Annotated in this window: 27 protein-coding genes and 1 tRNA gene; 23 read left to right on the top strand and 5 right to left on the bottom strand. The window is 38.2% G+C overall.

Annotated elements, in window-relative coordinates; translation table 11 throughout:
* Positions 1-27: 27 nt before the first annotated feature.
* Positions 28-1,680: a Na/Pi cotransporter family protein gene (locus LDM93_RS03185; protein ID WP_223890597.1), complete on the bottom strand. Its 1,653-nt coding sequence runs from the start codon at positions 1,678-1,680 to the stop codon at positions 28-30.
* A gap of 190 nt (positions 1,681-1,870) precedes the next feature.
* Between LDM93_RS03185 and LDM93_RS03180 the strand changes: the two genes are divergently transcribed.
* The 13 genes from LDM93_RS03180 to hypA all read left to right on the top strand — a co-directional run bounded on the left by LDM93_RS03180 (position 1,871) and on the right by hypA (position 15,921).
* Positions 1,871-3,334, top strand: coding sequence for an FAD/NAD(P)-binding oxidoreductase (locus LDM93_RS03180; RefSeq protein ID WP_223890596.1), 1,464 nt, complete (start codon positions 1,871-1,873; stop codon positions 3,332-3,334).
* Positions 3,335-3,450: 116 nt separating this feature from the next.
* Positions 3,451-4,596 carry a hydrogenase small subunit gene (locus LDM93_RS03175; protein WP_223890595.1) on the top strand — a complete coding sequence of 382 codons (1,146 nt, stop codon included), beginning with the start codon at positions 3,451-3,453 and terminating at the stop codon, positions 4,594-4,596.
* 3 nt (positions 4,597-4,599) lie between these two features.
* The gene (locus LDM93_RS03170; RefSeq protein ID WP_223890594.1) at positions 4,600-6,318 is read left to right on the top strand and encodes a nickel-dependent hydrogenase large subunit; all 1,719 of its coding nucleotides are present in this window, start codon (positions 4,600-4,602) and stop codon (positions 6,316-6,318) included.
* A gap of 44 nt (positions 6,319-6,362) precedes the next feature.
* Entirely contained in the window at positions 6,363-7,067 is a 705-nt protein-coding gene (gene cybH, locus LDM93_RS03165; RefSeq protein ID WP_223890593.1) for a Ni/Fe-hydrogenase, b-type cytochrome subunit, read from the top strand.
* Positions 7,064-7,612 (top strand): HyaD/HybD family hydrogenase maturation endopeptidase, encoded by a 549-nt coding sequence (locus LDM93_RS03160; RefSeq protein ID WP_223890592.1) that lies wholly within the window; start codon positions 7,064-7,066, stop codon positions 7,610-7,612. The genes cybH and LDM93_RS03160 overlap by 4 nt, the downstream gene beginning before the upstream one ends.
* Positions 7,596-9,404 (top strand): hypothetical protein, encoded by a 1,809-nt coding sequence (locus tag LDM93_RS03155; protein ID WP_223890591.1) that lies wholly within the window; start codon positions 7,596-7,598, stop codon positions 9,402-9,404. Before LDM93_RS03160 ends, LDM93_RS03155 begins: the two co-directional genes overlap by 17 nt.
* Positions 9,397-11,679 carry a carbamoyltransferase HypF gene (gene hypF, locus LDM93_RS03150; RefSeq protein WP_308440690.1) on the top strand — a complete coding sequence of 761 codons (2,283 nt, stop codon included), beginning with the start codon at positions 9,397-9,399 and terminating at the stop codon, positions 11,677-11,679. The genes LDM93_RS03155 and hypF overlap by 8 nt, the downstream gene beginning before the upstream one ends.
* 49 nt (positions 11,680-11,728) lie before the next feature.
* On the top strand, positions 11,729-12,367 hold the full coding sequence (locus LDM93_RS03145) for a hypothetical protein (protein WP_223890589.1): 639 nt from the start codon (positions 11,729-11,731) through the stop codon (positions 12,365-12,367).
* Between the two features lie 10 nt (positions 12,368-12,377).
* A complete protein-coding gene (hypB, locus tag LDM93_RS03140; protein ID WP_223890588.1) occupies positions 12,378-13,160 on the top strand; it encodes a hydrogenase nickel incorporation protein HypB in 783 nt (260 codons plus the stop codon).
* 1 nt (position 13,161) lies between these two features.
* A complete protein-coding gene (locus LDM93_RS03135; protein ID WP_223890587.1) occupies positions 13,162-13,449 on the top strand; it encodes a HypC/HybG/HupF family hydrogenase formation chaperone in 288 nt (95 codons plus the stop codon).
* Complete coding sequence (gene hypD, locus LDM93_RS03130) at positions 13,446-14,567, top strand: hydrogenase formation protein HypD (RefSeq protein ID WP_223890585.1); 1,122 nt, start codon at positions 13,446-13,448, stop codon at positions 14,565-14,567. The genes LDM93_RS03135 and hypD overlap by 4 nt, the downstream gene beginning before the upstream one ends.
* The gene (gene hypE, locus LDM93_RS03125) at positions 14,568-15,575 is read left to right on the top strand and encodes a hydrogenase expression/formation protein HypE (protein WP_223890584.1); all 1,008 of its coding nucleotides are present in this window, start codon (positions 14,568-14,570) and stop codon (positions 15,573-15,575) included.
* Positions 15,576-15,579: 4 nt separating this feature from the next.
* A complete protein-coding gene (gene hypA, locus LDM93_RS03120; RefSeq protein WP_223890582.1) occupies positions 15,580-15,921 on the top strand; it encodes a hydrogenase maturation nickel metallochaperone HypA in 342 nt (113 codons plus the stop codon).
* Positions 15,922-15,929: 8 nt separating this feature from the next.
* On the opposite strand, the gene LDM93_RS03115 is transcribed toward hypA, so the two are convergent.
* On the bottom strand, positions 15,930-17,276 hold the full coding sequence (locus LDM93_RS03115; RefSeq protein ID WP_223891023.1) for a DASS family sodium-coupled anion symporter: 1,347 nt from the start codon (positions 17,274-17,276) through the stop codon (positions 15,930-15,932).
* A 252-nt stretch (positions 17,277-17,528) separates the two neighbouring features.
* Between LDM93_RS03115 and LDM93_RS03110 the strand changes: the two genes are divergently transcribed.
* Complete coding sequence (locus LDM93_RS03110) at positions 17,529-17,996, top strand: host attachment protein (protein WP_223890581.1); 468 nt, start codon at positions 17,529-17,531, stop codon at positions 17,994-17,996.
* Positions 17,997-18,191: 195 nt separating this feature from the next.
* Here LDM93_RS03110 and LDM93_RS03105 read toward each other — a convergent pair whose 3' ends face one another.
* Together LDM93_RS03105 and LDM93_RS03100 are read right to left on the bottom strand one after the other, a co-directional pair.
* On the bottom strand, positions 18,192-18,674 hold the full coding sequence (locus tag LDM93_RS03105) for a rhodanese-like domain-containing protein (protein ID WP_223890579.1): 483 nt from the start codon (positions 18,672-18,674) through the stop codon (positions 18,192-18,194).
* A 197-nt stretch (positions 18,675-18,871) separates the two neighbouring features.
* On the bottom strand, positions 18,872-19,168 hold the full coding sequence (locus LDM93_RS03100; RefSeq protein WP_223890578.1) for a hypothetical protein: 297 nt from the start codon (positions 19,166-19,168) through the stop codon (positions 18,872-18,874).
* A 224-nt stretch (positions 19,169-19,392) separates the two neighbouring features.
* On the opposite strand from LDM93_RS03100, the gene LDM93_RS03095 reads away from it, so the two are divergent.
* The 9 genes from LDM93_RS03095 to LDM93_RS03055 all read left to right on the top strand — a co-directional run bounded on the left by LDM93_RS03095 (position 19,393) and on the right by LDM93_RS03055 (position 24,240).
* Positions 19,393-19,695: an SEL1-like repeat protein gene (locus LDM93_RS03095; protein WP_223890577.1), complete on the top strand. Its 303-nt coding sequence runs from the start codon at positions 19,393-19,395 to the stop codon at positions 19,693-19,695.
* A 95-nt stretch (positions 19,696-19,790) separates the two neighbouring features.
* Positions 19,791-20,411, top strand: a complete 621-nt coding sequence (locus LDM93_RS03090; RefSeq protein ID WP_223890576.1) for a hypothetical protein — start codon at positions 19,791-19,793, stop codon at positions 20,409-20,411.
* 89 nt (positions 20,412-20,500) lie between these two features.
* Complete coding sequence (locus LDM93_RS03085; protein WP_223890575.1) at positions 20,501-20,785, top strand: hypothetical protein; 285 nt, start codon at positions 20,501-20,503, stop codon at positions 20,783-20,785.
* Between the two features lie 113 nt (positions 20,786-20,898).
* A complete protein-coding gene (locus LDM93_RS03080; RefSeq protein ID WP_223890574.1) occupies positions 20,899-21,312 on the top strand; it encodes a hypothetical protein in 414 nt (137 codons plus the stop codon).
* A 277-nt stretch (positions 21,313-21,589) separates the two neighbouring features.
* Positions 21,590-21,778 (top strand): SHOCT domain-containing protein, encoded by a 189-nt coding sequence (locus LDM93_RS03075; RefSeq protein WP_223890573.1) that lies wholly within the window; start codon positions 21,590-21,592, stop codon positions 21,776-21,778.
* Between the two features lie 52 nt (positions 21,779-21,830).
* On the top strand, positions 21,831-22,898 hold the full coding sequence (locus LDM93_RS03070) for an alkene reductase (RefSeq protein ID WP_223890572.1): 1,068 nt from the start codon (positions 21,831-21,833) through the stop codon (positions 22,896-22,898).
* A 175-nt stretch (positions 22,899-23,073) separates the two neighbouring features.
* Positions 23,074-23,451 (top strand): TonB-dependent receptor, encoded by a 378-nt coding sequence (locus LDM93_RS03065; RefSeq protein WP_223890571.1) that lies wholly within the window; start codon positions 23,074-23,076, stop codon positions 23,449-23,451.
* Positions 23,452-23,477: 26 nt separating this feature from the next.
* Positions 23,478-23,789 (top strand): hypothetical protein, encoded by a 312-nt coding sequence (locus LDM93_RS03060; RefSeq protein ID WP_223890569.1) that lies wholly within the window; start codon positions 23,478-23,480, stop codon positions 23,787-23,789.
* Between the two features lie 196 nt (positions 23,790-23,985).
* On the top strand, positions 23,986-24,240 hold the full coding sequence (locus tag LDM93_RS03055; RefSeq protein WP_223890568.1) for a DUF3862 domain-containing protein: 255 nt from the start codon (positions 23,986-23,988) through the stop codon (positions 24,238-24,240).
* 144 nt (positions 24,241-24,384) lie between these two features.
* Here LDM93_RS03055 and LDM93_RS03050 read toward each other — a convergent pair.
* Positions 24,385-24,461, bottom strand: a tRNA-Met gene (locus LDM93_RS03050).
* Positions 24,462-24,514: the final 53 nt, after the last annotated feature.

Raw genomic sequence — 24,514 nt, 5'->3', positions numbered from 1 at the left:
AACACAAGAGGACTAAATGGCTATGACCTAATCTTCGAGCGGGAAGTGTAATGATACGGATCTAGATGCTTCAAAAAGAGCTTCAGTGGCTATTGCAATACTTCTGTTTGTATTGAGCAAAGAAACCACCTTTTTCTCATTTATTCCTTTATGACTGATAGAAACGGACGCTTCTTGCATAATACGTTTGTTTTCTTCTTCTAATTTAGAAAATTTCTCCAAACATTTCTCCATAGTCCATTCTTCTTCCATATAATTGACATAAATAAGTATTGCGTAGAGAAGGTTTCTTCGTATAGAATCATAAATAGTATGAATGGTATTACTGCTACTTTCAGCAAATTCGTTCATATCATTCTTTATATCTTTAAGTATCTTTGCTGCATAAACACTCTCTCGTACGGATGCTAAAAGTGTCTGTAGGCTTTCTCTTTCATCCTCCAGTAGATCTTGTTGGTTCAAAGCAGATACAAACTCCATGATCTTGATCTCTATCTCTTTAATCGTGTTATAGGCTATTTTATGATCAAATTCTATCTGCTCCTGATTCAACTCTACGACTTCTTTGAGACCAAGTTTTTTTATAAATACATCATTGGGTTTAATATTTGCAACCAAAAGTGCATATTTCATGGTTTTAACAAATAAATTGTTTACTTCATCACGTAATGCAACAAGTGCAGTTTCTGAAAATTGAGGATCGACCAAATGTATGTATCGTGTCGGTTCGGGTTCACCGTGTACAAAGAGTTGATTGAGGTACTTAGACATCAACGATATAAAAGGAATCAGCAGCACTACACCCAGCAGATTAAATATCGTATGAAAGAGTGCCAATGCTGTGACCGGATCATTCTTTAATCCTTGAATACCCATCAAAAAATGTGTCAAAGGTGCCAGTATCAAGAAAGCCGCTACTGCAGTAATAAAATTAAATATAAAATGTGCCAGTGCAGCACGTTTTTTATCAGGGATACCACCTATTGAACCAAGCAGTGCTGTCACTGTTGTCCCGATATTCGTACCGATCACCATTGCAGCGGACTGTTCAAAGTTCAAGATATGTACATAGAGTGCACTTAGTGCAATAGCTGTAGCCGCCGAACTTGACTGAATAAGTGCTGTAAGAAAAAAACCAATACCTATAAAAGCGATCAGAGGATAATGTGAAAATTTCTCAAGATCAATGATACTGGTCAAGGACTCTATAGAACTTTTCATAAATTCAAGACCAAGAAATAAAAGGCCGAACCCGACAAAAACTTTAGCCACTGTAGTGATTTTTTTATGTGAAGATGCAAATATAAGCAGTAGACCTCCTGTACCTATCATAGGAAGAGCAAAAGCTTGGATCTTGACCTTAAAACCAAGTGTTGCAACGATCCATGATGTGACTGTGGTCCCAACATTTGCACCAAATATGACGGCAATACCAGAATGTAATGAGATCATTGAAGCACTTACAAATGATAGCGTCATGAGTGTGACAACGGAAGAACTTTGAAGCAGGGCAGTGGCAACAGTTCCGGTCATAAGAGATTTTATCGTAGAAGATGTTGAGTTCTTGACCCAGCTTTTAAAACGACGACCCGCTGATTCTTTCAGTGCAAGTTCCATATACAACATACCAAATAAGAACATTCCCAAACCAGAAAGTGCTTGAATAAGTTGTGCAGCCATACATTTATCTCTTTTTTAGCACATTATATCAATATTATTGTGATTCAAGCAACAAGGCAATGAGGATCATTTTACTCTAATAGTTAAATAACTATCATTTACTCTTAAGCGCATATTTCTAAATGATTTTCAGTATTAATAAAATTAATTTATCTTATACTTAAAATATGCAAATCAAAAGGATTTAAATATGAAGAATGACAAGATCGAGCATAGTAAACCTCTAGTAGATCTGTTACATGGAGAAGCAACTGAAGGCATAAGCAGGAGAAGCGCACTCAAAATGATGGGTGTCGGTGGGGCAGCTACAGTGATGGGACTCTCTCCTTCTTTACATGCAGATGAAGCACCAAATGCTAAAAGTGAAAAGCACGCGAAGGTCTTGGTTGTAGGTGGTGGGGCAGGTGGTATTATGGCACTTGCTAGGCTTCACAGGGCTTTGCCAAATGCAGATATTACGATTATTGCACCTAATGAGATACATCTTTATCAGCCAGGACAAGTGTTTATGGGTGCTGGACTTTATACTTTGGATGATATTTCTAAAGAGAATAAAGACTTCATACCTGATGATGTAAATTGGATCAAAGACGAAGTAGCTTCTTTTGATCCAGATAACAATAAGGTTACTACCCGTGCAGGTTTGGAAGTACCTTATGACTATATGGTAGTGGCTACAGGAATTGTATACCATTATGACTGGATCAAAGGACTGACTGAAGATGATATTGGTAGGAATGGTATCTCAAGTGTATATTTGAACAATTTTGAGAAAGGTACCGCTAAAGGCGGTGAAGTAACTTGGGAATGGTTTAACGCATTGAAAGAAGCAGCTGCTTCAGGAAAAAAACCAACAGCTATCTATACAAGTCCAAACACACCTATTAAATGTGGAGGTGCACCACAAAAAATGCTCTACCTCAGTGCAGATCATTTAAAAAAAGATGCTTTAGGGGCTAATTATATTTTTGCAACAGATAGTACGAAACTTTTTAGTATTCCAGAGATTGATAAATCATTGGTTGAAGTACAGAAGAGATATGACACCATCACCAATCATTTCAGACATAATCTTGTAGCGATCGATGTAAATAACAAGGTAGCCACTTTTGAAGAGACATATGAAGTTAAAGGTGAATACGATGAGGATCTTGAGGAATATGACATGTCAGAAGAAAAAAGAATGGTCGACATCTCTTATGACTTCATTCATGTCGTACCACCTATGGGACCACCTCAGGCATTGGTGGATTCTCCTTTAGGTTGGCAAAAAGGTAATGCCAAGGGCTGGTTGGAAGTAGATGAAGAAACGCTACAACACAGAAGATACAAAAATGTATTTGGGATTGGTGATGTGTGTGGCATCCCATTATGTAAAACAGGTGGATCAGCAAGACATCAGGGCCCCGTGACTGTAGGTAACCTGGTTTCTACATTGGAAGGTAAACCACTTAAAGAAAAATTCGATGGCTATACTGTATGTCCTATCAAAACTGGATATGGAGAAATTATCATGGCAGAATTTAACTATAAAGGTCTAGCACCTACTATACCGTTCTTAGATCCTGCAAAACCAAGATTTTTCTGGTGGGCATTTGACCTGTATCAGTTAAAACCTATGTACTGGTATCTTATGTTGAGAGGATGGTTTTAAAAAAATCATAGTAATAGTATAAGTATAAATTATTATATAGTATTTGATAAAAATCATTATTATATAAATCAAGTGTGATATACTTAGAATATACAAAAAAATAAAAGGGGTTGAAGATGAATGGTTTTGATGCACTTTATGCGAAAGCAAAAGATCGTATACATGCGTTGTCTGAGTTGCCTTCGATTAAAGAAGAGTCCATAGAACAGATGCTTGAAGGTCGTGGTATTGAGAGGCGTGACTTCATGAAGTGGGCTGCAGGTATTACAGCAATGCTTGCACTGCCATCTCAGTTCACTCCTTTATTTGCTGAAGCTGCGAAAATGGCGGATCGTGTACCATTGGTTTGGCTACATATGGCAGAGTGTACAGGATGCAGTGAATCTCTTATACGTTCTGATGCGCCAACTATCGATTCACTGATCTTTGATTATATCTCTCTTGAATACCATGAAACACTTATGGCTGCCGCAGGTTGGCAAGCCGAAGAAAATCTTAATAATGCTTTGAAAAAATATGCTGGAAGATATGTCTTACTTGTTGAGGGTGGGGTACCAACAGCTATGAATGGTCAGTATTTGACATTGGGTCCCCAAGGTCGGACTGGACTTAGTGTTGTCACTGAAGCGGCTAAAGATGCTGCAGCGATCTTTTCCATAGGGACCTGTGCAGCTTTTGGAGGTATCCAGGCTGCCGCACCTAATCCAACCGGTGCAAAAGGTGTAGATAAGGTTATATCTCAACCTGTGATCAATGTTCCTGGTTGTCCTCCAAGTGCCTCAAATATCGTTGGAACACTGATGCACTTCTTACTGTTTGGTACATTACCGGCACTTGATCGTTACCATCGTCCAAAATGGGCATACGGTAACCGTATACATGATCTTTGTGAACGTCGTGGACATTTTGATGCGGGAGAATTTGTAGAGAGCTTTGGTGATGATGGGGCAAAAGGCGGTTGGTGTCTCTATAAACAAGGCTGTAAAGGCCCTTACACCTTTAATAACTGTTCCACCGAACGATTTAATCAACATGTAAATTGGCCTATTGGGGCAGGGCATGGTTGCATGGGATGTTCAGAACCAGACTTCTGGGACACGATGGGACCATTGGAAAAACCGATTGATTCACATCTGGTCATGGGACTCAACTCTACCGTTGATAAGATCGGGACAACACTTCTTACTGCTACTTTGGTTGGTATTGGTGCTCATGCCGTTGCAAGTATCTTTATGAATAAAAATGATGAGAATGAAGGATAGATTATGGGTAACAGACGTGTAGTTATAGATCCTATAACAAGAATTGAAGGGCATCTGCGTATAGAAGTAGAGGTAGATGAGAACAATGTTGTACAAAAAGCCTACTCATCATCGACGTTGTGGAGAGGGATCGAACTTATCCTTAAAGGACGTGATCCTCGTGATGCTGGACTTATGTCTCAGCGTATATGTGGGGTTTGTACCTATTCACACTATAAGGCAGGTGTAGAAGCTGTAGAAAATGCATTAGGTGTAGAAGCACCATACAATGCACAATTGGTACGTTCACTGCTCAATGAGTCTCTTTATATGCATGATCATGTGGTGCATTTCTACCACTTACATGGACTTGACTGGGTGGATGTCGTTTCAGCATTGAGTGCAGACCCTGAAAAAGCATCTAGATTGGCTTTCAAATATTCTGATTTACCTATTGCAACAGGTACAGATGAACTCACTGCTGTTCAGAAAAGAGTGAAAGAATTTGTTGATAAAGGTCAACTTGGGCCATTCGCCAATGCTTATTGGGGAAATAAAACATACAAATTCTCTCCGGAACAGAACCTTATCGCACTTTCACACTATCTCAAGGCACTTGAAGTACAGCGTGTAGCAGCACAAATGTTCGCTATCTTTGGGGCTAAACAGCCACATCCACAAAGTCTTGTAGTTGGTGGAGTGACTTGTGTCCGAGATATCTTGAGTCCTACACGTTTGGCACAGTGGAAAGAAAAATATAAAATTGTCAAAGATTTTATCGACCGCGCATATCAGGCGGATATCGTGATGGCTGCAGAAGCATACGGTACCGAAGAGACTGTACTGGGTGGTGTAGGGGTAAAAAACTTCCTTGCTGCCGATGCATTTATGCTAAACCGTACAGAAAATCTTTTCCAAAGTGGATACATTAAAAACGGTGATCTCTCTCAAGCATATGATATTGATGATATGAAGATAGAAGAGGATGTGACACATGCTTGGTACAAAGGAACAACTCCTCTTCAACCCTATGATGGCGTTACTGAGCCTGAATATACAGGTTTTATAGATGGTGATACCGTCAATGGCGAAGCAAAGATCATTGATGAAACGCAGAAATACTCATGGGTAAAAGCACCTCGTTATGATGGTGAAGCGATGGAAGTAGGTCCTTTATCCTGTTTGCTTGTCAATTATGCCAGAGGAAATAAAAAGGTTCAAGATGAGGTTGGTGCTTTCCTAAAACGTACAGGGTTACCAGTGGGTGCACTCTTTACGACATTAGGTAGAACAGCAGCAAGAATGCTTCAAACAAAGCTGATCTCTGACAATGCCATCACAACTTTTAATTCATTGGTGGAAAATATTAAAAGTGATGACAGTACCTACACTAAGTTTGAAATAGATCCTTCACAAGAGTATACAGGTCGTTTCATCGGAGAAGTACCTCGTGGTACGCTCAGCCACTGGGTGCGTATTAAAGATGGTGTAATAGAAAATTACCAAGCCGTTGTACCTACAACTTGGAATGCCGGACCAATGGATGGTAATGGTACTATTGGACCCTATGAAGCATCCTTGGTTGGCTTAAAACTTGAAGATCCTACCAAACCGCTTGAAGTACTTAGGGTCATTCATTCTTTTGACCCTTGTATGTCATGTTCTGTACATGTGATGGATATGAAAGGTGTAGAACTCAGTGAATTTAAAGTGAACCCTATGAGCAGTGGTACAAGCTGTTAGTAGATTAGAATAGTTTTTAATAATAATGAATGAAGGATTAAAACATGGGACAAGAAGAAAAATATACCTCAGATCATCCCGATTTTGTCTACAGCAGTGCTAATAGAATTTTACACTGGATACGAGCTCTAGTCGTCACGGGCTTAATTATAACAGGTTTTTATATCGCTGATCCGTTCCTTACATCTGATGGCTCAACCGATAAACTTTTGTATGCTACGTGGACAAAGTGGCACTTGATCATAGGATTTATTCTGATAGCTTCAGGATTACTCAGAATATATCTTTTCTTTTTTGGAAAAGACAGTGAAGGGGAGTTGCGTTCACTAAAGGATTTCTTTAGTATAAAGTCTTGGATGGTTCAGTTAAAATCTTATTTCTTTTTAGGGGAGTTACGTAAAAAAGGTTTTTATGGACCGTTACAGTTCTTGACGTATACAGCCATTATGCTATTGCTTATTGTATCTTCTATTACTGGATTGGTTCTTTATGTACATGTATATCATCAGGGTCTTGGTGGTTGGTTATATGATCCTATGCGTGCTGTTGAAGCATGGATGGGTGGACTTGCTACTGTACGTTATATTCATCATATGGCAATATGGGGTTTTTTGATCTTCATTCCTATTCATATCTATATGGTCATATGGTCAGCAATTCGATTTAAGCATGCTGCACTTGATGTGATGTTTACAGGGTATGACTATCATCTAAAAAAAGAAAAAGAGAATAAAGAAGATAATACGTGAAGATATTAGTACTTGGCATAGGGAACCTGCTCTTTGGAGATGAGGGAATAGGTGTTCATTTCATCAATTATATAGGACAAAAATATCATTTTGAAGGTGAACCTCAAATTGATCTTGTTGATGGAGGAACTCTTGCACAAAGACTCATACCTATCATTGTAGAGTATGATCATGTGATCATTATCGATACGATCAATGCACCAGGAGTACAAGCTGGTGAAGTCTACTTCTTTGATTTTGATGCAGTTCCTGATGCCGTGGACTGGCAGGGCAGTGCACATGAAGTCGAAATGCTACAGACACTCAATATGATGGATCTTGCAGGTGATCGTCCACCTACGATGATCATAGGAGTCGTACCCACAGTCATAGAAGCCACAGAATTTTCTCTTTCTGAGGGTGTGACTGCTGCCGTTCCATTGATGGAAAAGACGCTTTTAGATTACCTAAAAACAATGGGTATTGATGCAGTCAAAAGAGCTGATGTAAATATACAGGAAATTCTACCAAACTCTTTTAGGGCACTTGATGCATATAGCGTTTAAATTTAAATACATCCATAGTAATGGATTATTTGCACGTCTCTTATTTCGTATAAATGAACTCTCAACACTACCACTTTCACTTCATCAAGAGGGTTCAGAATACAGAATAGAAACTTCAGGTGACCAAGCTAGTCTAGAAGCACTTGCAGAACAAATCTCCTCACTCATCCCCCAATCACTCTTCTTAGAGGAATACAAAATAGAAGAGGTAGATAGTGCACAAGATTCTGAAAATAGTATATCTGACACATTATCCAACGATGATGTTGTATATGAGGTACCGTATTGTCCTGAATGCCAAGAGAAAGTGATAAAAAGTTTGAATCCATTTAATCCATGTTCTGTTTGTGGATTCAGTGATAACTCTATTTGTATGGATGATTTAACTACATTTACTAAGATCACAGCATCTACAGAAGAAGACTTTTTTTCGCAATTAGCAACTGTTTTAGATGAAAAAGGTGAAATTACCTTACCTACCTATAATGGGTTACGCCGTTTTTCTTTGTTACATACAGATGAACAGAAGCATCATGGTATACTCTTTTGCGATCCGACAGATATTTCGGATAAATTTCTTATCACCCAAGGGGAACTAGAGTCATTGATGATGGTGGAAAAACCTACAGTTCGTTTAAAACCGAAATTAATGTTTCGCTCTGAACATGAGTTGAATCAACCTTTTTATCTTGTATTCTTTGCAGATGATAAAATTACTTTGGCCCTCTCTACTGCGTTAAAAAACAAAGGTATAGATGCAGTGTATTGCGATCAGGTATCTACTCTACGAGTTTCTACTGCGCTGGATGAAAAGTTGATCATAGGAGCAGGTCGTGATATGCTCCCATGGTCTATAGATATGCGTTTAAAACAACCTTCCTTCTGTGAGTATAACGGTTTTCAAGCCTATGGAGACGCCAATGGATTACAGGTTAACAAAGAAGTTGACTTAAAAAACCAACTAACCATACAGTATGTTGCGAACAATGAAAAACCTTCTGTTGCCAAAACGATACGTTTTGAACCTGCACATGCTGCAATGCGTTCTATTGTACTTGAACATGAACTTCGTGAGAAAGCCCTCTGTGGGATACATTTTAGCCATGCACATCCTTCTCATATCTTTTCTTTTTCTACTAAAATAGGCTATACACCTATGGTAATCTTCAGAGATAACGATATAACCCAGCCTAAGCATATGTTGGAAGCGATCAGAACCATGGACGAAAGAGGTATGCGCCTGGTAGACAATTTTAAAAAAACTTTTCCTGATCTCTATGATACTATCGAACAAGTGGAATTTAAATCCAATATTGATACTTCTGACATTACCAAAATATGGTCCATTGCAGCTGTTTTTATCGGTTTGTATGAAGGTGATGATGCCTTAGAATCGTGTGAAAAACTTGAGTCCACTGCCATTGAATTTAGTGGTAAATCCGGTCCCCGTATCGATTACAAAGTCATAAGTACAGAAGAGGGCTACCAACTTGATCCAAGGCTTGCCATCCGTTCTGCTATGAGTTTCAAACTTGCTGGTCTTGATGATTATCTTCTTAGTTTCGGTTTTATTGATTCTTTGGCAGACTTTATTGCACAACAGGCTGAAAATGCAGATGCAAATATTGGTATTCATGGTGTGACACTGAGTGGAGGGATATTTGAAAACCGTCAATTATTGATGCGTGCCTATAATGGCCTGAGTGTCAATTATCCTATCTATAGAAACAAACGTTTGAGTATTGACGATGCCAATGTCGCACTTGGAGCGATAACCCTTGGTAGTGAATAGAAAACTTAACATCACCGGAGTTGTACAAGGAGTTGGTTTTCGTCCTTTTATCTACCAGCTTGCTGACCGTTACCGTTTAAGTGGTTTTATAGTAAACACTGCAGCTGGAGTAAGCATAGAACTTGAGGGTGAAGAGCGTGACATTGAGGCATTTGTAGAAGCATTACACAGAGAACTGCCCCCTCTTGCACGCATCGATACACTCACAAGTGAAGAGGTGCAGTATGTTGGTTATACAAGTTTTCAAATCCTTCAAAGTCAAAAAGAAAGTCAGAAATCTACTCTGGTCTCTCCCGATATAGCTATCTGTACCAATTGTCTCCAGGAGATGCATGACCCAGCAAATAGACGATACGCTTATCCTTTTATTAACTGTACTGACTGTGGGCCGCGTTACAGCATTATAGAAACACTTCCATATGACAGACCCAACACGTCTATGCATTCGTTTACGATGTGTCAAGCGTGCCAAAAAGAGTATATGGATCCCTTGGATCGCCGTTTTCATGCACAGCCTATCAGCTGTCCAGACTGTGGACCTACACTCCAATTACTTGATTCCAAGAAAAACGTATTAAAAGTGGGTGACAATATTATAAAATTAACAGTAGATGCTATCAAAAAAGGGGCTATTGTAGCAGTCAAAGGACTTGGAGGATTTCATCTGATCTGTGATGCAACCAACACCAATGCTGTAAATGAACTAAGAAAACGCAAACAAAGACCCCTTAAGCCTTTTGCTGTGATGTTTCCAAATATCAAAAGCGTAAAAATCTCTGCAGAAATATCTCTAAGGGAAACAGAGCTGATCACATCAAAAGAAAAACCTATCGTCATCGTTCGCAAACGAAGAGACAGTTTACTCAGTTCTCTTGTAGCACCGGGTATTGACCGTATAGGTGTTTTTCTTCCTTATACACCTTTGCATCATCTTCTACTCGAAGAGGTAAATGTGCCGCTTGTCGCGACAAGTGCAAATCACACGAATGAGCCAATCATACGAAACAGTATGGAACTGCTTGAAAAGCTTGGCTCTGTTGTTGATCTGGTACTTGATCACGACCGTGATATACTCAATGCGAATGATGATAGTGTCTTACAAATGGCAGGTGATGAAAAGATCACGTTTCGTATGTCCAGAGGCTATGCACCAAAGAGCATGAAACTGCCATTTAAGAGTAAAAAAAAGATACTTGCTGTCGGAGCAAATCAAAAAAGCAGTCTAGCCTTGATCTTTGATGATACGCTTATTATGAGTCCCTACATTGGCAATTTAAATTCACTGGAAGCATTTGAATACTTTGAACGTACACTTCAGTCCTTTAAACGCTTTTATGACTTTGAACCTGATGTCATTGTCTATGATAAGCATCCCGGATACATGAGCACAAAATGGGCTCAACAATTACAAAAAGATCATCCAAAACTACAAACCATTGAAGTCCAGCACCATTATGCACATCTTCTTGCAACGATGGCCGAACATCAGATCGATGAAAAAGTTTTGGGATTTGCATTTGATGGCACCGGCTATGGCGATGATGGAACCATATGGGGTGGGGAAGTGATGATAGCTGATCATCAAGAGTATGAACGTATCGTGACCTTAACACCCTTTCGTCTTTTGGGTGGAGAAAAGGCCATAAAAGAGCCACGCAGATCTGCTCTTACACTCTTGTTTGAAACCTATACACTTGATGAGATAGTTGCATTGAATTTACCGCTATTACAGCAATTCTCCAAAGAAGAAGTCCATATGCTTCATAAAGCATGGAAGAAGGGTATGAATGCCCCGTTATGCAGTTCTATGGGAAGACTCTTTGATGCCGTGGCAAGCTTTGCAGATATTGTCCACCTGTCAAGTTTTGAAGGGGAAAGTGGCTTGGTCATGGAACAGTATGTGGATGAAAACATCACCGATATCTTTCACTTTGAGATAGAGAGTGGCATGATCAACCTACAACCCATGGTAAGATCTATGGTACAAATGGAAGACAAACAAATCATGGTTTCAACCTTTTTTAATACCGTCACAGAGATCATTTTTCAGATTGCCCAAAAACATCCTGCACTCCCGCTTCTTTTTTCTGGAGGCGTTTTCCAGAACAGAGTATTGGTGGAGAAAATAAGCAGACGCTGCAAGGAAGAGAAGCGTTCCTCTTATTTTCAAAATGAAACAGCGATCAATGATGGAGGAATCGCTCTGGGACAGGCATGGTGTGCCCTGCATGATCTCTCTGTACAAAAAAGCATGATCAAAGAGTCATATATTTAAACACAAATTTATGAAAAGACTCTATAATTAAATAGTTAAGGAAGGTAAGATGGAAGCTGGTCTATTACTCATTTTTTGGTATGGTATGCTGCATGCATTTGGTCCAGATCATCTTACCGCTATTGCTGATTTTTCCATAGGAAAGAATAAACGTAAGACCTTATTGATCACTTCACTCTTTGCTTTAGGTCATGGTCTCAGCCTTTTTATCTTTGCAAAAATACTCCAGCACACTGAATTATCTGAAAATATTTTAGCCTATGGTGATGTAATTTCTGCCATCGTGATTATGGGTATGGGAACCTATCTGCTTTTCATGGTTTTTATGCATCGTATTCAACTAAGAAAGCATAAACATGGAGATAAAGAGCATATACACATTTGGTTTGGAAAGTCACATGAACATCATGGCATAGAGAAGAGTTCATCCTTCTCATTGGGACTTTTGATGGGAGCAGGAGGTGTAAGAGGTATGTTGATTACACTTGGTGCTGTGCAAGGTGGCGTGGTTGATTTCACCATGGTAGGGTTTTTTACACTGGGAGTGATACTTGTGTTTATAGCATTTGGTATTTTTATACTCTATGTGAATCAAAACTTTTTAGGTAATCTACAAAATCTAAGAAGAGCATTTGCAACTGCCGGTTTGGTTTCATTGCTTGTCGGAACCAATATATTATTAGGATAGGAGAATAGAGATGTGTACAGATTGCGGGTGTAGTTTAACAGATAATGTGATGGAGCATAGTCATGATAAAGAAGGTCATGGTCATTCTCACGACCATCAAAAAGCACATGAACATTTACATCATAATCCTCAACTCAATGATGCAAAAACCATCTCGGTCATTCAAAAGATCTTAGATAAAAATGACCATGAAGCTGAGCATAACAGGCAACATTTTAACCACAACGGCATATTGGGTATCAACCTTATGAGCAGTCCGGGTAGTGGGAAAACCACACTGTTGGAACATATGGCAGATGTGGCAGATTTCAAGTTCGGTGTGGTCGAGGGTGACTTGGAAACCAGTAAAGATGCAGACAGACTTAAAGCAAAAGGTATTCCTGCTATGCAGATACAAACAGGTTCAGCGTGTCACTTGGATGCATTTATGGTGCACAAAGGCTTACACGATATGCCATTGGATGAAATAGATGTATGTTTTGTGGAAAATGTCGGGAACCTTGTCTGTCCTGCTTCTTATGATGTGGGTACCCATTTAAATATCGTGCTTGTCTCTGTACCAGAAGGTGAAGACAAGATAGCCAAATATCCTGTCATGTTCCGTCAAGCTGATCTTGTCCTCATCACAAAAACCGATCTTCTGCCATACTTCAAGTATGACATAGAAAATGAAAAAGCAGAAGCCAGACGCATTAAACCCAATGTAGATATACTGGAAGTCAATATCAATGACAAAGATTCTATACAATCCGTTGTAGACTGGATCAATTTCAAACGAAAAATGAGAGGTTAATATGTGTCTGTCCATACCATCGAAAGTAGTTGAGATTGATGATAATAATATGGCTACGGTTGATACAATGGGGATCAAGCGTCATGTAAGCCTTGATCTCATAGCAGATGAAATCAACATAGGAGACTATATACTCATCCATGTCGGTTTTGCCATGAATAAAATAGATGAAGAAGAGGCCTTGCAAAGTCTGGAAGTTTATAGAGAAATGCTTGAAGCCATGGAAGAGGAAGAGCGGCGGCAGGTCATTGAATCAGATGACCAATGTGACAATCGGACCCAAGTATGAGTGAACTTCAGCTTAAAGATCTTTATGACGGGTTTCGGAACCCTGATGTTATCAAAGCCCTGGCTAAGGCCATTACAGATGAGGCAAAAAATTTAAAAAAGCCGTTAAATATCATGGAAGTGTGTGGCGGGCATACCCATACCATTATGAAATACGGTCTAAAGCAGCTGCTCCCTCAAAATATAGATTTTATACATGGTCCTGGTTGTCCGGTGTGCATCATGCCAAAAGAACGGATCGATCATGCAATCGCCTTGGCACAGATGGAAGACACCATTTTATTGACCCTGGGTGATATGATCCGTGTACCGGGATCTAAAAGTTCTTTGGCTGTGGAACGGGCGAATGGTTGTGATATACGGGCACTCTATTCACCTTTGGATGCCATCCAGATAGCACTTGATAATCCAGATAAAAAAGTCGTTTTCTTTGCCATAGGTTTTGAAACAACAACACCTATGACAGCAGCTTTACTGGAGCAGGTCGAAAAACAAGGTATCGCCAATCTCTATTTTCATATCAATCATGTGCTTGTTCCTCCGGCAGTAGATGCTATTATGGCAGACGGTCAGGCAAAGATCAATGCATTTATAGGTCCTGCACATGTCAGTGTCATCAGTGGAGCGAAAATCTATCAGCCATTACCTGAGAAATATGGTGCCCCTGTAGTCGTCAGTGGGTTTGAACCTATTGATGTATTGCAGAGTATTTTGATGATCGTGAGACAGAAGAATGAAGAGCGCTGTGAAATGGAGATTCAATACAGCCGATCTGTCACCTTAGAGGGTAATATTAAAGCACAGGTAATGATCGCAAAGTTTATGGAGCCGCGTGAACATTTTCGCTGGCGCGGCATAGGCGACATGCCAGATAGTGCACTTGTATTAAGAGAGCAGTATACTGCTTATGATGCAGAAAAGATATTTGCTGATATTCTACCGACTGAGCCTATTGATGATCATAAACTTTGTATCTGCGGAACGATCCTCAAGGGATTGGCTAAACCCAATGACTGTCAGGTATTTGGAACCGCTTGTACACCCAACACCCCTATGGGCAGCTGTATGGTAAGCTCAGAAGGTGCCTGTAATGCCTATTACAGATATGGAGAAATATAAATGACAAGTCCTAAACAGATACAGTTGAGCCACGGAGGTGGCGGAGAAGAGACCAACAGCCTTATACACGATCTCTTCTATCATTATTTTTCCAACGATACACTGCTTGCTGCAGAAGATGCTGCAGTTTTGGAGGTGAAAAGCAAGATCGCCTTTACCACAGACAGTTTTACTGTGAGTCCAATCTTTTTCAACGGTGGGAACATAGGAAAACTTGCCATAGCAGGTACGGTCAACGATCTTGCTATGATGGGTGCAAAACCGTTTTATCTCAGTGCCTCATTCATCATCGAAGAAGGATTTGCTTTTGATGACTTGGAAACTATCGTAAAAGCGATGGCAGAGGAACTTAAACACTCTGAAGCAAAGATCGTCTGTGGTGATACCAAAGTGGTTCCCAAAGGTGCAGTAGATCAGATATTTATCAATACCTCAGGCATAGGGGAGATAGAAAAAGAGGGAATTTCAGCAAATCATCTTCAAGAGGGAGATGTCATTATCGTATCAGGTGACGTAGGACGGCATGGTGCAGCGATCTTGATGGAACGTGAAGGATTGGGAATCTCTGGTGATCTTAAGAGTGATTGTGCCACATTATGGCCCGCAGTACAAGCCTTGATCGATGCAAATATTTCTATCTCTGCCATGCGTGATGCCACACGTGGTGGTCTTTCTGCTGTATTGAACGAATGGGCTGAACAAAGTTCAGTCTGTTTGGAAATAGAAGAGTCAAGTATACCAGTTAATGAAGCAGTGCAGGGGATATGCGAACTGTTTGGTTTTGAAGCGTTTGATTTTGCCAATGAGGGTACCTGCATAGTGGCTGTCCCTGAAAAAGATGCACAAATGGCATTGGCTGCTTTGCATAAAGTTGAAGTTACAAAGGAAGCAACTATTATCGGGCAGGTAAGTCTGAAAAAAGAGGGAAGAGTGATCCTCCATTCTGCCTATGGAAGCAGCCGTTATCTTGACTTGCCAAAAGGCGAACTTTTGCCTAGGATATGCTAACACCATGCATGAATACTCCATAGTCCAAGCCCTTTTAGAACAATGTGAAGGTCATGCCAAAGCGAATGATTCAACGAAAGTCACCAAAGTAGTGACCAAGATTGGCAAACTCAGCGGTGTGGAACCACACCTGCTAAAAACTGCTTTTGAAACATTTAAAGAGAATACTGTGTGTGACGGGGCAGAATTTATCATGAATCTGCAAGACCTAAAGCTCCACTGCAATATATGTCAAAAAGAGAGTGAACAAAGTGAAGTACGGTATCAATGTGTGCATTGTCAAAGTACAGATGTCTCTGTACTCGATGGGGAAGATATGTATCTGATGACACTGGAGATGGAATAATAAACTATCTACAGCAAATGTATCCAAAAAGATTGGGCAATTGTAACGATAAGTAAAATACCCAAAATATTAAAGACGATACCGTAGGTCGCCATAGTTTTTACCGAGACCACACCTGAACTCATCGCTATCGCATTAGGCGGGGTGGCAATAGGAAGCATGAAGGCATACGAAGCACAAATCGTCGCAACCATCATAATCAGTGTTGCATTAATACCCGTTTGTTCTGCCACCTTGTAGAGTATAGGCAGCATGATCGATATAAGTGCTGTATTGCTCGTGATCTCTGTAGTAAATGTTACCATCGCAGCAATGATGAGCAAAAATAGAATCATAGGCATGTTCGAGAAGCCAATAAGATGTGAGGCAATCTCTTCGGCCATACCCGTCTTTGTGACCGCCGCAGCGATCGCAAACCCTGCACCAAAAAGAAACATAATACGGTAGGGGATACTGTCTTTATCATTCATCCACTCCAAAATTGAAAAAGGCGGAGCAAAAAGGAGCAGTCCTGCTGCAAGCAGAATACCCGGTTCACTCAATCCCAATCCATTGTAATACGGCTTGATAGGCGCATTGACCAATAGCATCAGGATCAATCCAGAGAGAAGATAGACGACTTTTTTTTGATCGGCATTCAGCGTTTTGTTACTGAGATCTGCTTCGAGATACAGATTTTTAACACCCGTTCCCAGAATATACCCTACGGCTATAAACATCAAGAAAACCAATGGTGCGACCATATACATCCACTGGACAAAAGGAATAGCTTCCATCCCCATCTCATTCATGATCCCCAAAAGGATCAGATTTGGCGGTGTACCGATAGGTGTCAATATACCCCCGATGCTTGCACCATACGCTATACTCAATGCAAACCTCATTTTGAGTTTTACATCCTCTGTTAAAAAAAGTGCAATAGGAAGTAAGAGAAGGGTGGTTGTAGTATTGGAAAGTATAGAGCTTAAAAGACCCGATGTGATGATCAAAGCAAAGATAATACCTCTGACAGAGCTTGGAAACAGATCCAACATTCTACTTGCTATCACTTTGTGAAGACCTGTTTTCTCAACAGCGATCGCGATCAGAAAACCACCCAGAAATAGATAGATGATAGGGTTGGCATAATTGACAGCTGTTTCTTTGGTAGACAATACACCTGCAGTAGGGAAAAGAACGATCGGAAGCAGTGAAACCACAGCCAGTGGTAATCCTTCATTCGTCCATAATGTCACCATCAATACTATCACTGCGACCATAAGAGACTGTTCAAATGTAAAAAATAAGATCATTATTCCAAATGCAACCATACCTAATAAAAGTGCCATTAATATTTTTTTTGTCTGTTCTGTCATTGACATGATAGTTATCCCCTGATTTGTCAGTTCTTCTTTTTTATTGTGCCTCAAAAAACTTAAGGGTAGGGACGACTGTGGTAGATAGTTTCAATAAAGAGTGATCTAAAATTAGCCGGCATATACTGTCATAGTAATGATTATTTTATGCAATGAGTATAGATATGTAGAGAAGTATTACGTATAATTATAAAGAAACTTGAGTTAAGTGAATAAAGTCGTTATAATAAAGAAAAAGGAGGTAATTTAGTCATGAATTTAGATGGAAATATTATTATTATTGCTAACTTAGGTGGGTTTGAAGCATATAAAGCGGAAACGATCAAAGGTATAGATCCTCAAGAGACAAGAAATGTTACGGCTGGAATGCAAAAAGTGAGAACAAATTTAACCTCAATTAAAAAATTTCAATACATAGAACCTCATACCCATACATCGGATGATATGAGCGACCAGTTGGGAAATCAGGGACATAATACCGGAGACCAACATAACCGTTCATTAGAAGTAGAACGTCGTGGTATGCAACAGATCGCTGATGATATCACTGCATTGATCTCTGATAGCAATCCTGGAACATGGCATCTTGCTTTTCCACAAGAAAATTTGAATAAACTTACTGAAATGATTGATACCAAAACCAAAGAAAAACTCGGAAAGAGTATTGGAAAAGATCTTACAAATGCACATGTTAAAGATCTACTATCATATTTTGAATAGGTTTTCTTCCTCTAACTATTTGATCAGGTAGTAAATGGTAGGCAATAATGTTCGAGTTATAATATATGCCTTGACATACATTGTGGATATCATTACATTATCTATCAGTGATATTGATAGGGCTGTTAGAAATTTTGTGTCGGTCCGATAGCATATTAAATTCTAAAGGACAGACAGATGGAAAAATTGTTATATCTATTTTTCCTTTTTCAATACAACATCTCCTAATCCTGTTTTTACAGGATACCCTGCGTTTATCCAGCCTTTTAGACCACCTTCAAGTGTTGTAGCCTTTTTGTAACCCATTTTTCTTAAAACTTGTGCTGCTAAAGCTCCACGTCCGCCTCTACGGCAGTAAGTTACAATATATGCATCTTTATCAGGAATAATTTCATTAATTTTCCACTCCAAATTTCCACGCGTTACAGAGAGAAAACTCTCTTCATTAAACTCATCAAATGGTATGCTTCCCTCTGCATATTGTTCGGTTTCACGTACATCCAAAATGATAATATTATCACCATCGTCAAGCATGGTTTTTAATTTTTTTGGTGTCACTTCACCTACTTCTTTTTTTGCCTGATTGATTAAATCCATTTTGCTTAATGGCTCGGCCATTAAACTACTGGATGCAATAAGTACTCCTGTTAATAACAATTTTACTAAGGTGTTTTTCATCATATTGTCCTTTTTTAGATTCTGTTTAATCTTACACATAAAGTATAAAAAACATATAAAAGTTATTAGTAGTATAACAATTTTATGATATGACCTTGTGCTAATCGTTCTTGTAAAAGTTGTAATCAATACACTATGTTGCATTACTATCATGTAGACACGAATTTTTGAATGCTCTCCTTCACAGATAGAAAGCACTATAATCCCAATACAACACTTAATGCATCATAAAGACCGCGTTTATACTCTGTATCATCAAGACAATCATAAAGCTTTAACTGTTTTGATACTTGTTTTTTAAACTCTTCCTCTATCTTCTTCTCTTCCTGTAGATAATAATAAGTAAGCTCAGTAAGGTATTCTAGCGCGGTTAATCTACCTTCTCTATACTTATCACTTACATCAAGTGTAGTATTGTTGAACCTGTACAGTGTTAATTCATTATAACAATGCTTACTGACTGCTTCAAGCAGTTCTTTGGATGTCTGTTTCATATGTGTATTCTGACAGAAAAAAATGGAAGAGTGTTAAAGTATGTCAAATTGTCATAGAAAATAATGTGTAAAATAAATACTGGTATGATAGATCAGATTGCTATATATGACGGCTACAATGGTCCATGATGAAAGATAATTGAAGAATTAAACAAAAAAATATCAAATATTAATTATCATTCCAACAAATAAATAATATAAGATAATCTAAAAAAGGAATAGAAATGAAAAAAATACTACTTGCAGGGATACTTTTGTTGGGAATGAGCGCCTTTACATATGCAGAGACCGATGAATTCGATGATGATCTGGGTGAGGATCTAACAGATAAAGAGATAGTTCAGGATTTTATAGATGACTGTAATAATCATGGTGATTATTACGGATGTTTTACAGCAGCAATGAAATATGAAAAAGGCGAAGTACTTGAGAAGGACATCTCAAAAGCGATTGAATATTACGGAAAAGCCTGTAAGCATGGCTCTAACAAAGGCTGTGAAATGGCTGAAAAGCTCAAGAAACAATAAAAACTATTTTGAGGGATTAGAGGATTAAAATAGTTTGGATACAATTATTTCACATTTTTATACTATGATATGATTTATTAAGATTAGGAGGAAGTATGAAAAAAGTGATTATGAGCAGTTTACTCTGTCTAAGTGTATGTATGCCTTTGGAGGTATCCGCACAAACATTGCTCGAAAGAGTTGTAAACGGTGTGATCTTCGGTGTTTATGATAAACCGCAGTACCGTGATGACAGACCTTACTATTATTACAATAACAGATATTATTATGGTGGTGAATGGAGAAATGGAGACTACTACTATGAAGGTAGACGGCTAAGTAACGGTCAATACTATGAAAGAGGGTATCTTGACCAGTTTAAAAGAACCTATGAAAGATATACTCAACCTCAATATCGTGATGACAGACCTTACTATTATTACAATAACAGATACTATTATGGTGGTGATTGGAGAAATGGGAACTACTACTATGAGGGTAAGAGACTAAGAGGCGGTCACTACTATGAAAGAGGGTATCAAGATCATCATAGAAAAGAGTATGAAAAAAAGTATAAGAAAGCAAAGCATCCAAACCATAAGAATGGCTACTACAAGCATAATAAGCACTATCTGGGTGAACATCAACGTGACTATCATGATGAGAAACGTTACTATAAAGATTCTAAAAAAAATAAAAGAGATAAAGGTCGTAAAAAAGAAAACAAACATAAGTGATAGGAGGTTATACTTCCTTCTCACTTACCTTATTCTCGATAAGAAACAGCCACTTGACATAGTTAATGAAGTATGATAATATTTGCGCCATGAAGTTACATAAGTATTATATTTTATCACTTATCGTTGTTATGTTGACTGTCATGTCTTTTGACATTTCTTCGCCTAAGTTGATGGATAATACATCCGAAACAAAAATTGAAGTTTCATTGGAAGAAAAAAAATCAGAAAAAATATCAGATGAAAAGCTGATTGCCAATCTTTCAGTACTCTATCTGAATGAAACAAAAGTATGTACTAGCTTTGACTCTTCATTACCTCTTGTAGATCAACTCTATCTCAATACTATATTTAAACCTCCTATATTCTCTTAAAACACGATCACACTGCCTTCATTTATTGGTATGTACTCGTGTGATTGTTCGTATATAAAAATTTAACCAATACAAAATAACAAAAATATATACATAATTAGGAGAATAGATACATGAAAAAATTATTAGTGCTTACAGTTATAGCAAGCTTTTTACTAGGTTCAAACGGATTTGCAGCGTCTCAAATGACAATAAAAGAAGAAAAAACGATCAATGCCATTCAAAAGGCTGCAATGCATGATGAGTGGACACAATATACACCAGCTATGCAAAATGGTTCACAAACACTATATTTTAAAAAGAGAATTAAAAACAAAGACTATTATACATATAGATATCAGAACAGACATCAGAATAAACGTATGACTGTTTATGTGAAGGTAGACTATACAGACAATAATGTGAATGTAGAGTTTGTAGATAAAATCAGTATGAATATGGGAAGACTTGGAATAGATAATAAAGTCCATAAAGTATTACATGAACTTACAGATGCTATTGAGCTTGAGTTATCCTCTGACGCATAATAACTGACCGCTTTTCAAATTCATCTTTCCTACACCATCTGACTCCCTCGAGTGAAGGTGGTGTAAATTCTTACACAGCAGTTTCAGAAAATTTTGAACAATACACAGTTTATCGTGACTCAAGTAAAATAGTTTCAGATCATAAATATACAGATAAGATATTGATATCGTTAAGAACATAGTATACATATTTTTACTGGACCTGGCCCTTCCTACACATAAATTACACCCATTATTACTATAATTTTCACATAAAAATGTTGCCAAAGGATAGCAAATGGGTTTTGGTATGTGGTTAATACCCATAGTGTTGATTATCATTGTTATACATTTTTTAAAAGAAAACAGTAAAGGTGAGGGAAAAGACTCTTCTGCACAGGATATACTTGATAAACGTTATGCCAGTGGAGAAATAGATAAAGAGGAATATAAAGAAAAGTCTAATGCGCTCAAAAAAGATAAATAACGGGCATGATTATTTGTAAGCAAAACGCCATATTTGCTTGAAGGAGAATGAAATGAACTTATTTTCAGAACTAACCATAGGAAAGAACACTTTAAAAAATAGAATCATCATGGCACCAATGACACGTTGTAGAGCAGTAGAGAATAACTGTGCCAATGACCTGATGGCTATATATTATGCCCAGAGGGCAAGTGCGGGACTTATCATCACTGAAGCATCACAGATATCTCCTTTGGGTGTAGGCTATCGCTATACACCTGGTATCTACAGTGATGCACAAATAGAGGGGTGGAAAAAAGTCACTACCGCAGTACATGAAAAAGGTGGGCTAATCTATCTGCAATTATGGCATGTGGGTAGAGTCTCTCATTCCTCTTTCTTGGATGGTAAACTTCCTGTAGCTCCATCAGCCGTAAAAATTGATGGTGAACATTATACCCCTGAAGGAATGCAGCCATTTGAGACACCCAGAGCGCTTGAGTTTCATGAAATCAAAGAAATTGTAAAAGAGTATGCACAGGCAGCTACTAATGCCATAGAAGCAGGTTTTGATGGAGTGGAGATACATGGAGCCAATGGCTATCTGATCGATCAGTTTATCAGAGATGGTACCAATAAGAGAACGGATGAGTATGGTGGAAGTATCGAAAATAGAAGCAGATTTCTATTTGAGGTTGTATCAGCTGTCATTGATGCGATAGGGTGTAAGAAAACAGCGCTAAGACTTTCACCGAGTGGTACCTTTAACAGTATGACCGATACCAACCCCCATGAGGATTTCAAGTATATTTGCAAAAAATTGAGTGATTATGACTTGGCATATTTACATATCATTGATGCACTGGAAGAAGATATCAAACACGGTGCCAATACGGTAGAACTGCAAGTACTTCGCAATGCATACAAAGGGGTATTGATAACCAATGGAGGATACGATAAAGCTAGAGGTAATGAGACCATAGAAAACAATCTTGCAGATGCAGTCGCATACGGTACATTATACATTGCAAATCCTGATCTACCTAAACGATTTGAAACTGATGCACCATTAGCTACGGCTGATCCTCATACATTCTATACACAGGATGAGAAAGGTTATACAGACTATAAAACCATATAACCTAAAAAATGCAGAGGTTTCTATACAAATGTGCAGTATTTTCTTCTCAAATGTATCATAAGTAATGACAGAGGAGGTCGGTAATACACAGTTTATAGTGATACAATAGTGTAAAACTTACTCCGTTTAAAGTGCCTGTTTCAGGTCAATATTCATACGAAAATAGGAGGAAAACATGGATAGAAAATTTATATTAACCAGTTTTATTTATGCCATTATCGGATTGGCACTGGGGATCTTCATGGCAGCATCCAAAGATCATAGTCATTTGGTTACGCACGCACATATCCTACTCATTGGCTTTGTTGTCTCATTTATATACGGTTTGTGTCACAAACTATGGCTCAATAATCTGATCTCAAAACTCTCTGTTACCCAATTTTATATTCATCAAGTCGGAACACTTGGAGTTGTAATTGGCTTATTTTTATATTATGGGAATTTTGTTTCTCTTGAAACAATTGACCCATATTTGGCACTATTCTCTATCACTGTATTTATAGGTATGATCTTCATGACAGTTCTTTTCATTCGATCATCCAAACAAGTATAAGAAATACACATCATAAAGGAACCCTCGTGAAAAAGATTGGCATACTTCTGTTCATCATTTTAGGCATCATGGTTTTTACTACCTCTAAAGATGACATAGAAGATAATCATACAAATAGTATAGAATCCCCACCCTCTAAAAAAACCTCTTTTGATACTCCTGCACATACTTATAAGAGGCGTGTTGATGCACTTAGTATCTCCAACACTTTGCAAAACCCTGTAAATACCTATTTAGACAGTCGAGTTGATGCAATGGGTAAGTCCAGAAAGTCGGTCATTGAGGGTAACAAACGGATGGAAGAGCAAAATAAGGCCATGGAATCTTTGACAAAATAAAGATAGCTCATCTATGCTAATTATTTTGGTTTTAAAACAAAATTTCACCACAAACTGTACAGAAAACTATTATTATTGTTTGGATACTTTTTTTAAAATGCCAATATTCTTATAAATAATTTCTTTAACTTTTGTTATAATGCCCCAAAACAATAAATCTAAAGAATCAATGAATGAACTATAGAAAAGGAATGATTTGGGAAAACGATATTTAATCATCGCAGCTTTAATCCTATTATTCAACGGATGTAACAAAGTGACGAAAGAAAATTACGACAAAATTAAGAGCGGTATGTTATACGAGGAAGTTGTTAAGGTTCTAGGTAAGCCAGAAAGTTGTACAGAAACACTTGGAATAAGTAACTGTGAATGGAAAAATGATGAGGCTAAAATTGCTATTACCTTTATTTCGAATAAGGTAATGATCGCTGCCGCAGACGGCCTTAAATAAGACTATTCGCAGCTTTGTTTAAGTCCCGGTTCATTAAACGTCTTAAAAGTTGAGTGTTTTAGGTATAGTTCAGAAAGTAGGGTGAACTAATTCTTAGATGATTATCAGTTATATATAAAGATAAAAATTTGATTTGTGGTTAATTGGTTGCGGGAGCCGGATTTGAACCAACGACCTTCGGGTTATGAGCCCGACGAGCTACCAAACTGCTCTATCCCGCGACAGGAAATATAAATCTTTACGATTTAATTGGAGTGAGATTGTATCTTGATTT

The sequence above is a fragment of the Sulfurovum sp. TSL6 genome (genome assembly GCF_019972115.1).
Classification (GTDB): Bacteria; Campylobacterota; Campylobacteria; order Campylobacterales; family Sulfurovaceae; genus Sulfurovum.
Note: the sequence above shows the minus strand (reverse complement) of the source record. Positions and strands in the feature narration are given on the sequence as shown.

What these genes read in the sequence shown, in the direction of transcription:
- LDM93_RS03065 (WP_223890571.1), top strand. Translation starts at nt 23,074, where the DNA reads ATGGATAGAAAATTTATATTAACCAGTTTTATTTATGCCATTATCGGA.
- LDM93_RS03110 (WP_223890581.1), top strand. Translation starts at nt 17,529, where the DNA reads ATGAATTTAGATGGAAATATTATTATTATTGCTAACTTAGGTGGGTTT.
- LDM93_RS03100 (WP_223890578.1), bottom strand. Translation starts at nt 19,168, where the DNA reads ATGAAACAGACATCCAAAGAACTGCTTGAAGCAGTCAGTAAGCATTGT.
- hypB (WP_223890588.1), top strand. Translation starts at nt 12,378, where the DNA reads ATGTGTACAGATTGCGGGTGTAGTTTAACAGATAATGTGATGGAGCAT.
- LDM93_RS03170 (WP_223890594.1), top strand. Translation starts at nt 4,600, where the DNA reads ATGGGTAACAGACGTGTAGTTATAGATCCTATAACAAGAATTGAAGGG.
- LDM93_RS03105 (WP_223890579.1), bottom strand. Translation starts at nt 18,674, where the DNA reads ATGAAAAACACCTTAGTAAAATTGTTATTAACAGGAGTACTTATTGCA.
- LDM93_RS03135 (WP_223890587.1), top strand. Translation starts at nt 13,162, where the DNA reads ATGTGTCTGTCCATACCATCGAAAGTAGTTGAGATTGATGATAATAAT.
- LDM93_RS03115 (WP_223891023.1), bottom strand. Translation starts at nt 17,276, where the DNA reads ATGACAGAACAGACAAAAAAAATATTAATGGCACTTTTATTAGGTATG.
- LDM93_RS03180 (WP_223890596.1), top strand. Translation starts at nt 1,871, where the DNA reads ATGAAGAATGACAAGATCGAGCATAGTAAACCTCTAGTAGATCTGTTA.
- LDM93_RS03145 (WP_223890589.1), top strand. Translation starts at nt 11,729, where the DNA reads ATGGAAGCTGGTCTATTACTCATTTTTTGGTATGGTATGCTGCATGCA.
- LDM93_RS03070 (WP_223890572.1), top strand. Translation starts at nt 21,831, where the DNA reads ATGAACTTATTTTCAGAACTAACCATAGGAAAGAACACTTTAAAAAAT.
- LDM93_RS03090 (WP_223890576.1), top strand. Translation starts at nt 19,791, where the DNA reads ATGAAAAAAGTGATTATGAGCAGTTTACTCTGTCTAAGTGTATGTATG.
- LDM93_RS03085 (WP_223890575.1), top strand. Translation starts at nt 20,501, where the DNA reads ATGAAGTTACATAAGTATTATATTTTATCACTTATCGTTGTTATGTTG.
- LDM93_RS03095 (WP_223890577.1), top strand. Translation starts at nt 19,393, where the DNA reads ATGAAAAAAATACTACTTGCAGGGATACTTTTGTTGGGAATGAGCGCC.
- LDM93_RS03175 (WP_223890595.1), top strand. Translation starts at nt 3,451, where the DNA reads ATGAATGGTTTTGATGCACTTTATGCGAAAGCAAAAGATCGTATACAT.
- hypA (WP_223890582.1), top strand. Translation starts at nt 15,580, where the DNA reads ATGCATGAATACTCCATAGTCCAAGCCCTTTTAGAACAATGTGAAGGT.
- LDM93_RS03080 (WP_223890574.1), top strand. Translation starts at nt 20,899, where the DNA reads ATGAAAAAATTATTAGTGCTTACAGTTATAGCAAGCTTTTTACTAGGT.
- hypE (WP_223890584.1), top strand. Translation starts at nt 14,568, where the DNA reads ATGACAAGTCCTAAACAGATACAGTTGAGCCACGGAGGTGGCGGAGAA.
- LDM93_RS03185 (WP_223890597.1), bottom strand. Translation starts at nt 1,680, where the DNA reads ATGGCTGCACAACTTATTCAAGCACTTTCTGGTTTGGGAATGTTCTTA.
- cybH (WP_223890593.1), top strand. Translation starts at nt 6,363, where the DNA reads ATGGGACAAGAAGAAAAATATACCTCAGATCATCCCGATTTTGTCTAC.
- LDM93_RS03155 (WP_223890591.1), top strand. Translation starts at nt 7,596, where the DNA reads ATGCATATAGCGTTTAAATTTAAATACATCCATAGTAATGGATTATTT.
- LDM93_RS03075 (WP_223890573.1), top strand. Translation starts at nt 21,590, where the DNA reads ATGGGTTTTGGTATGTGGTTAATACCCATAGTGTTGATTATCATTGTT.
- hypD (WP_223890585.1), top strand. Translation starts at nt 13,446, where the DNA reads ATGAGTGAACTTCAGCTTAAAGATCTTTATGACGGGTTTCGGAACCCT.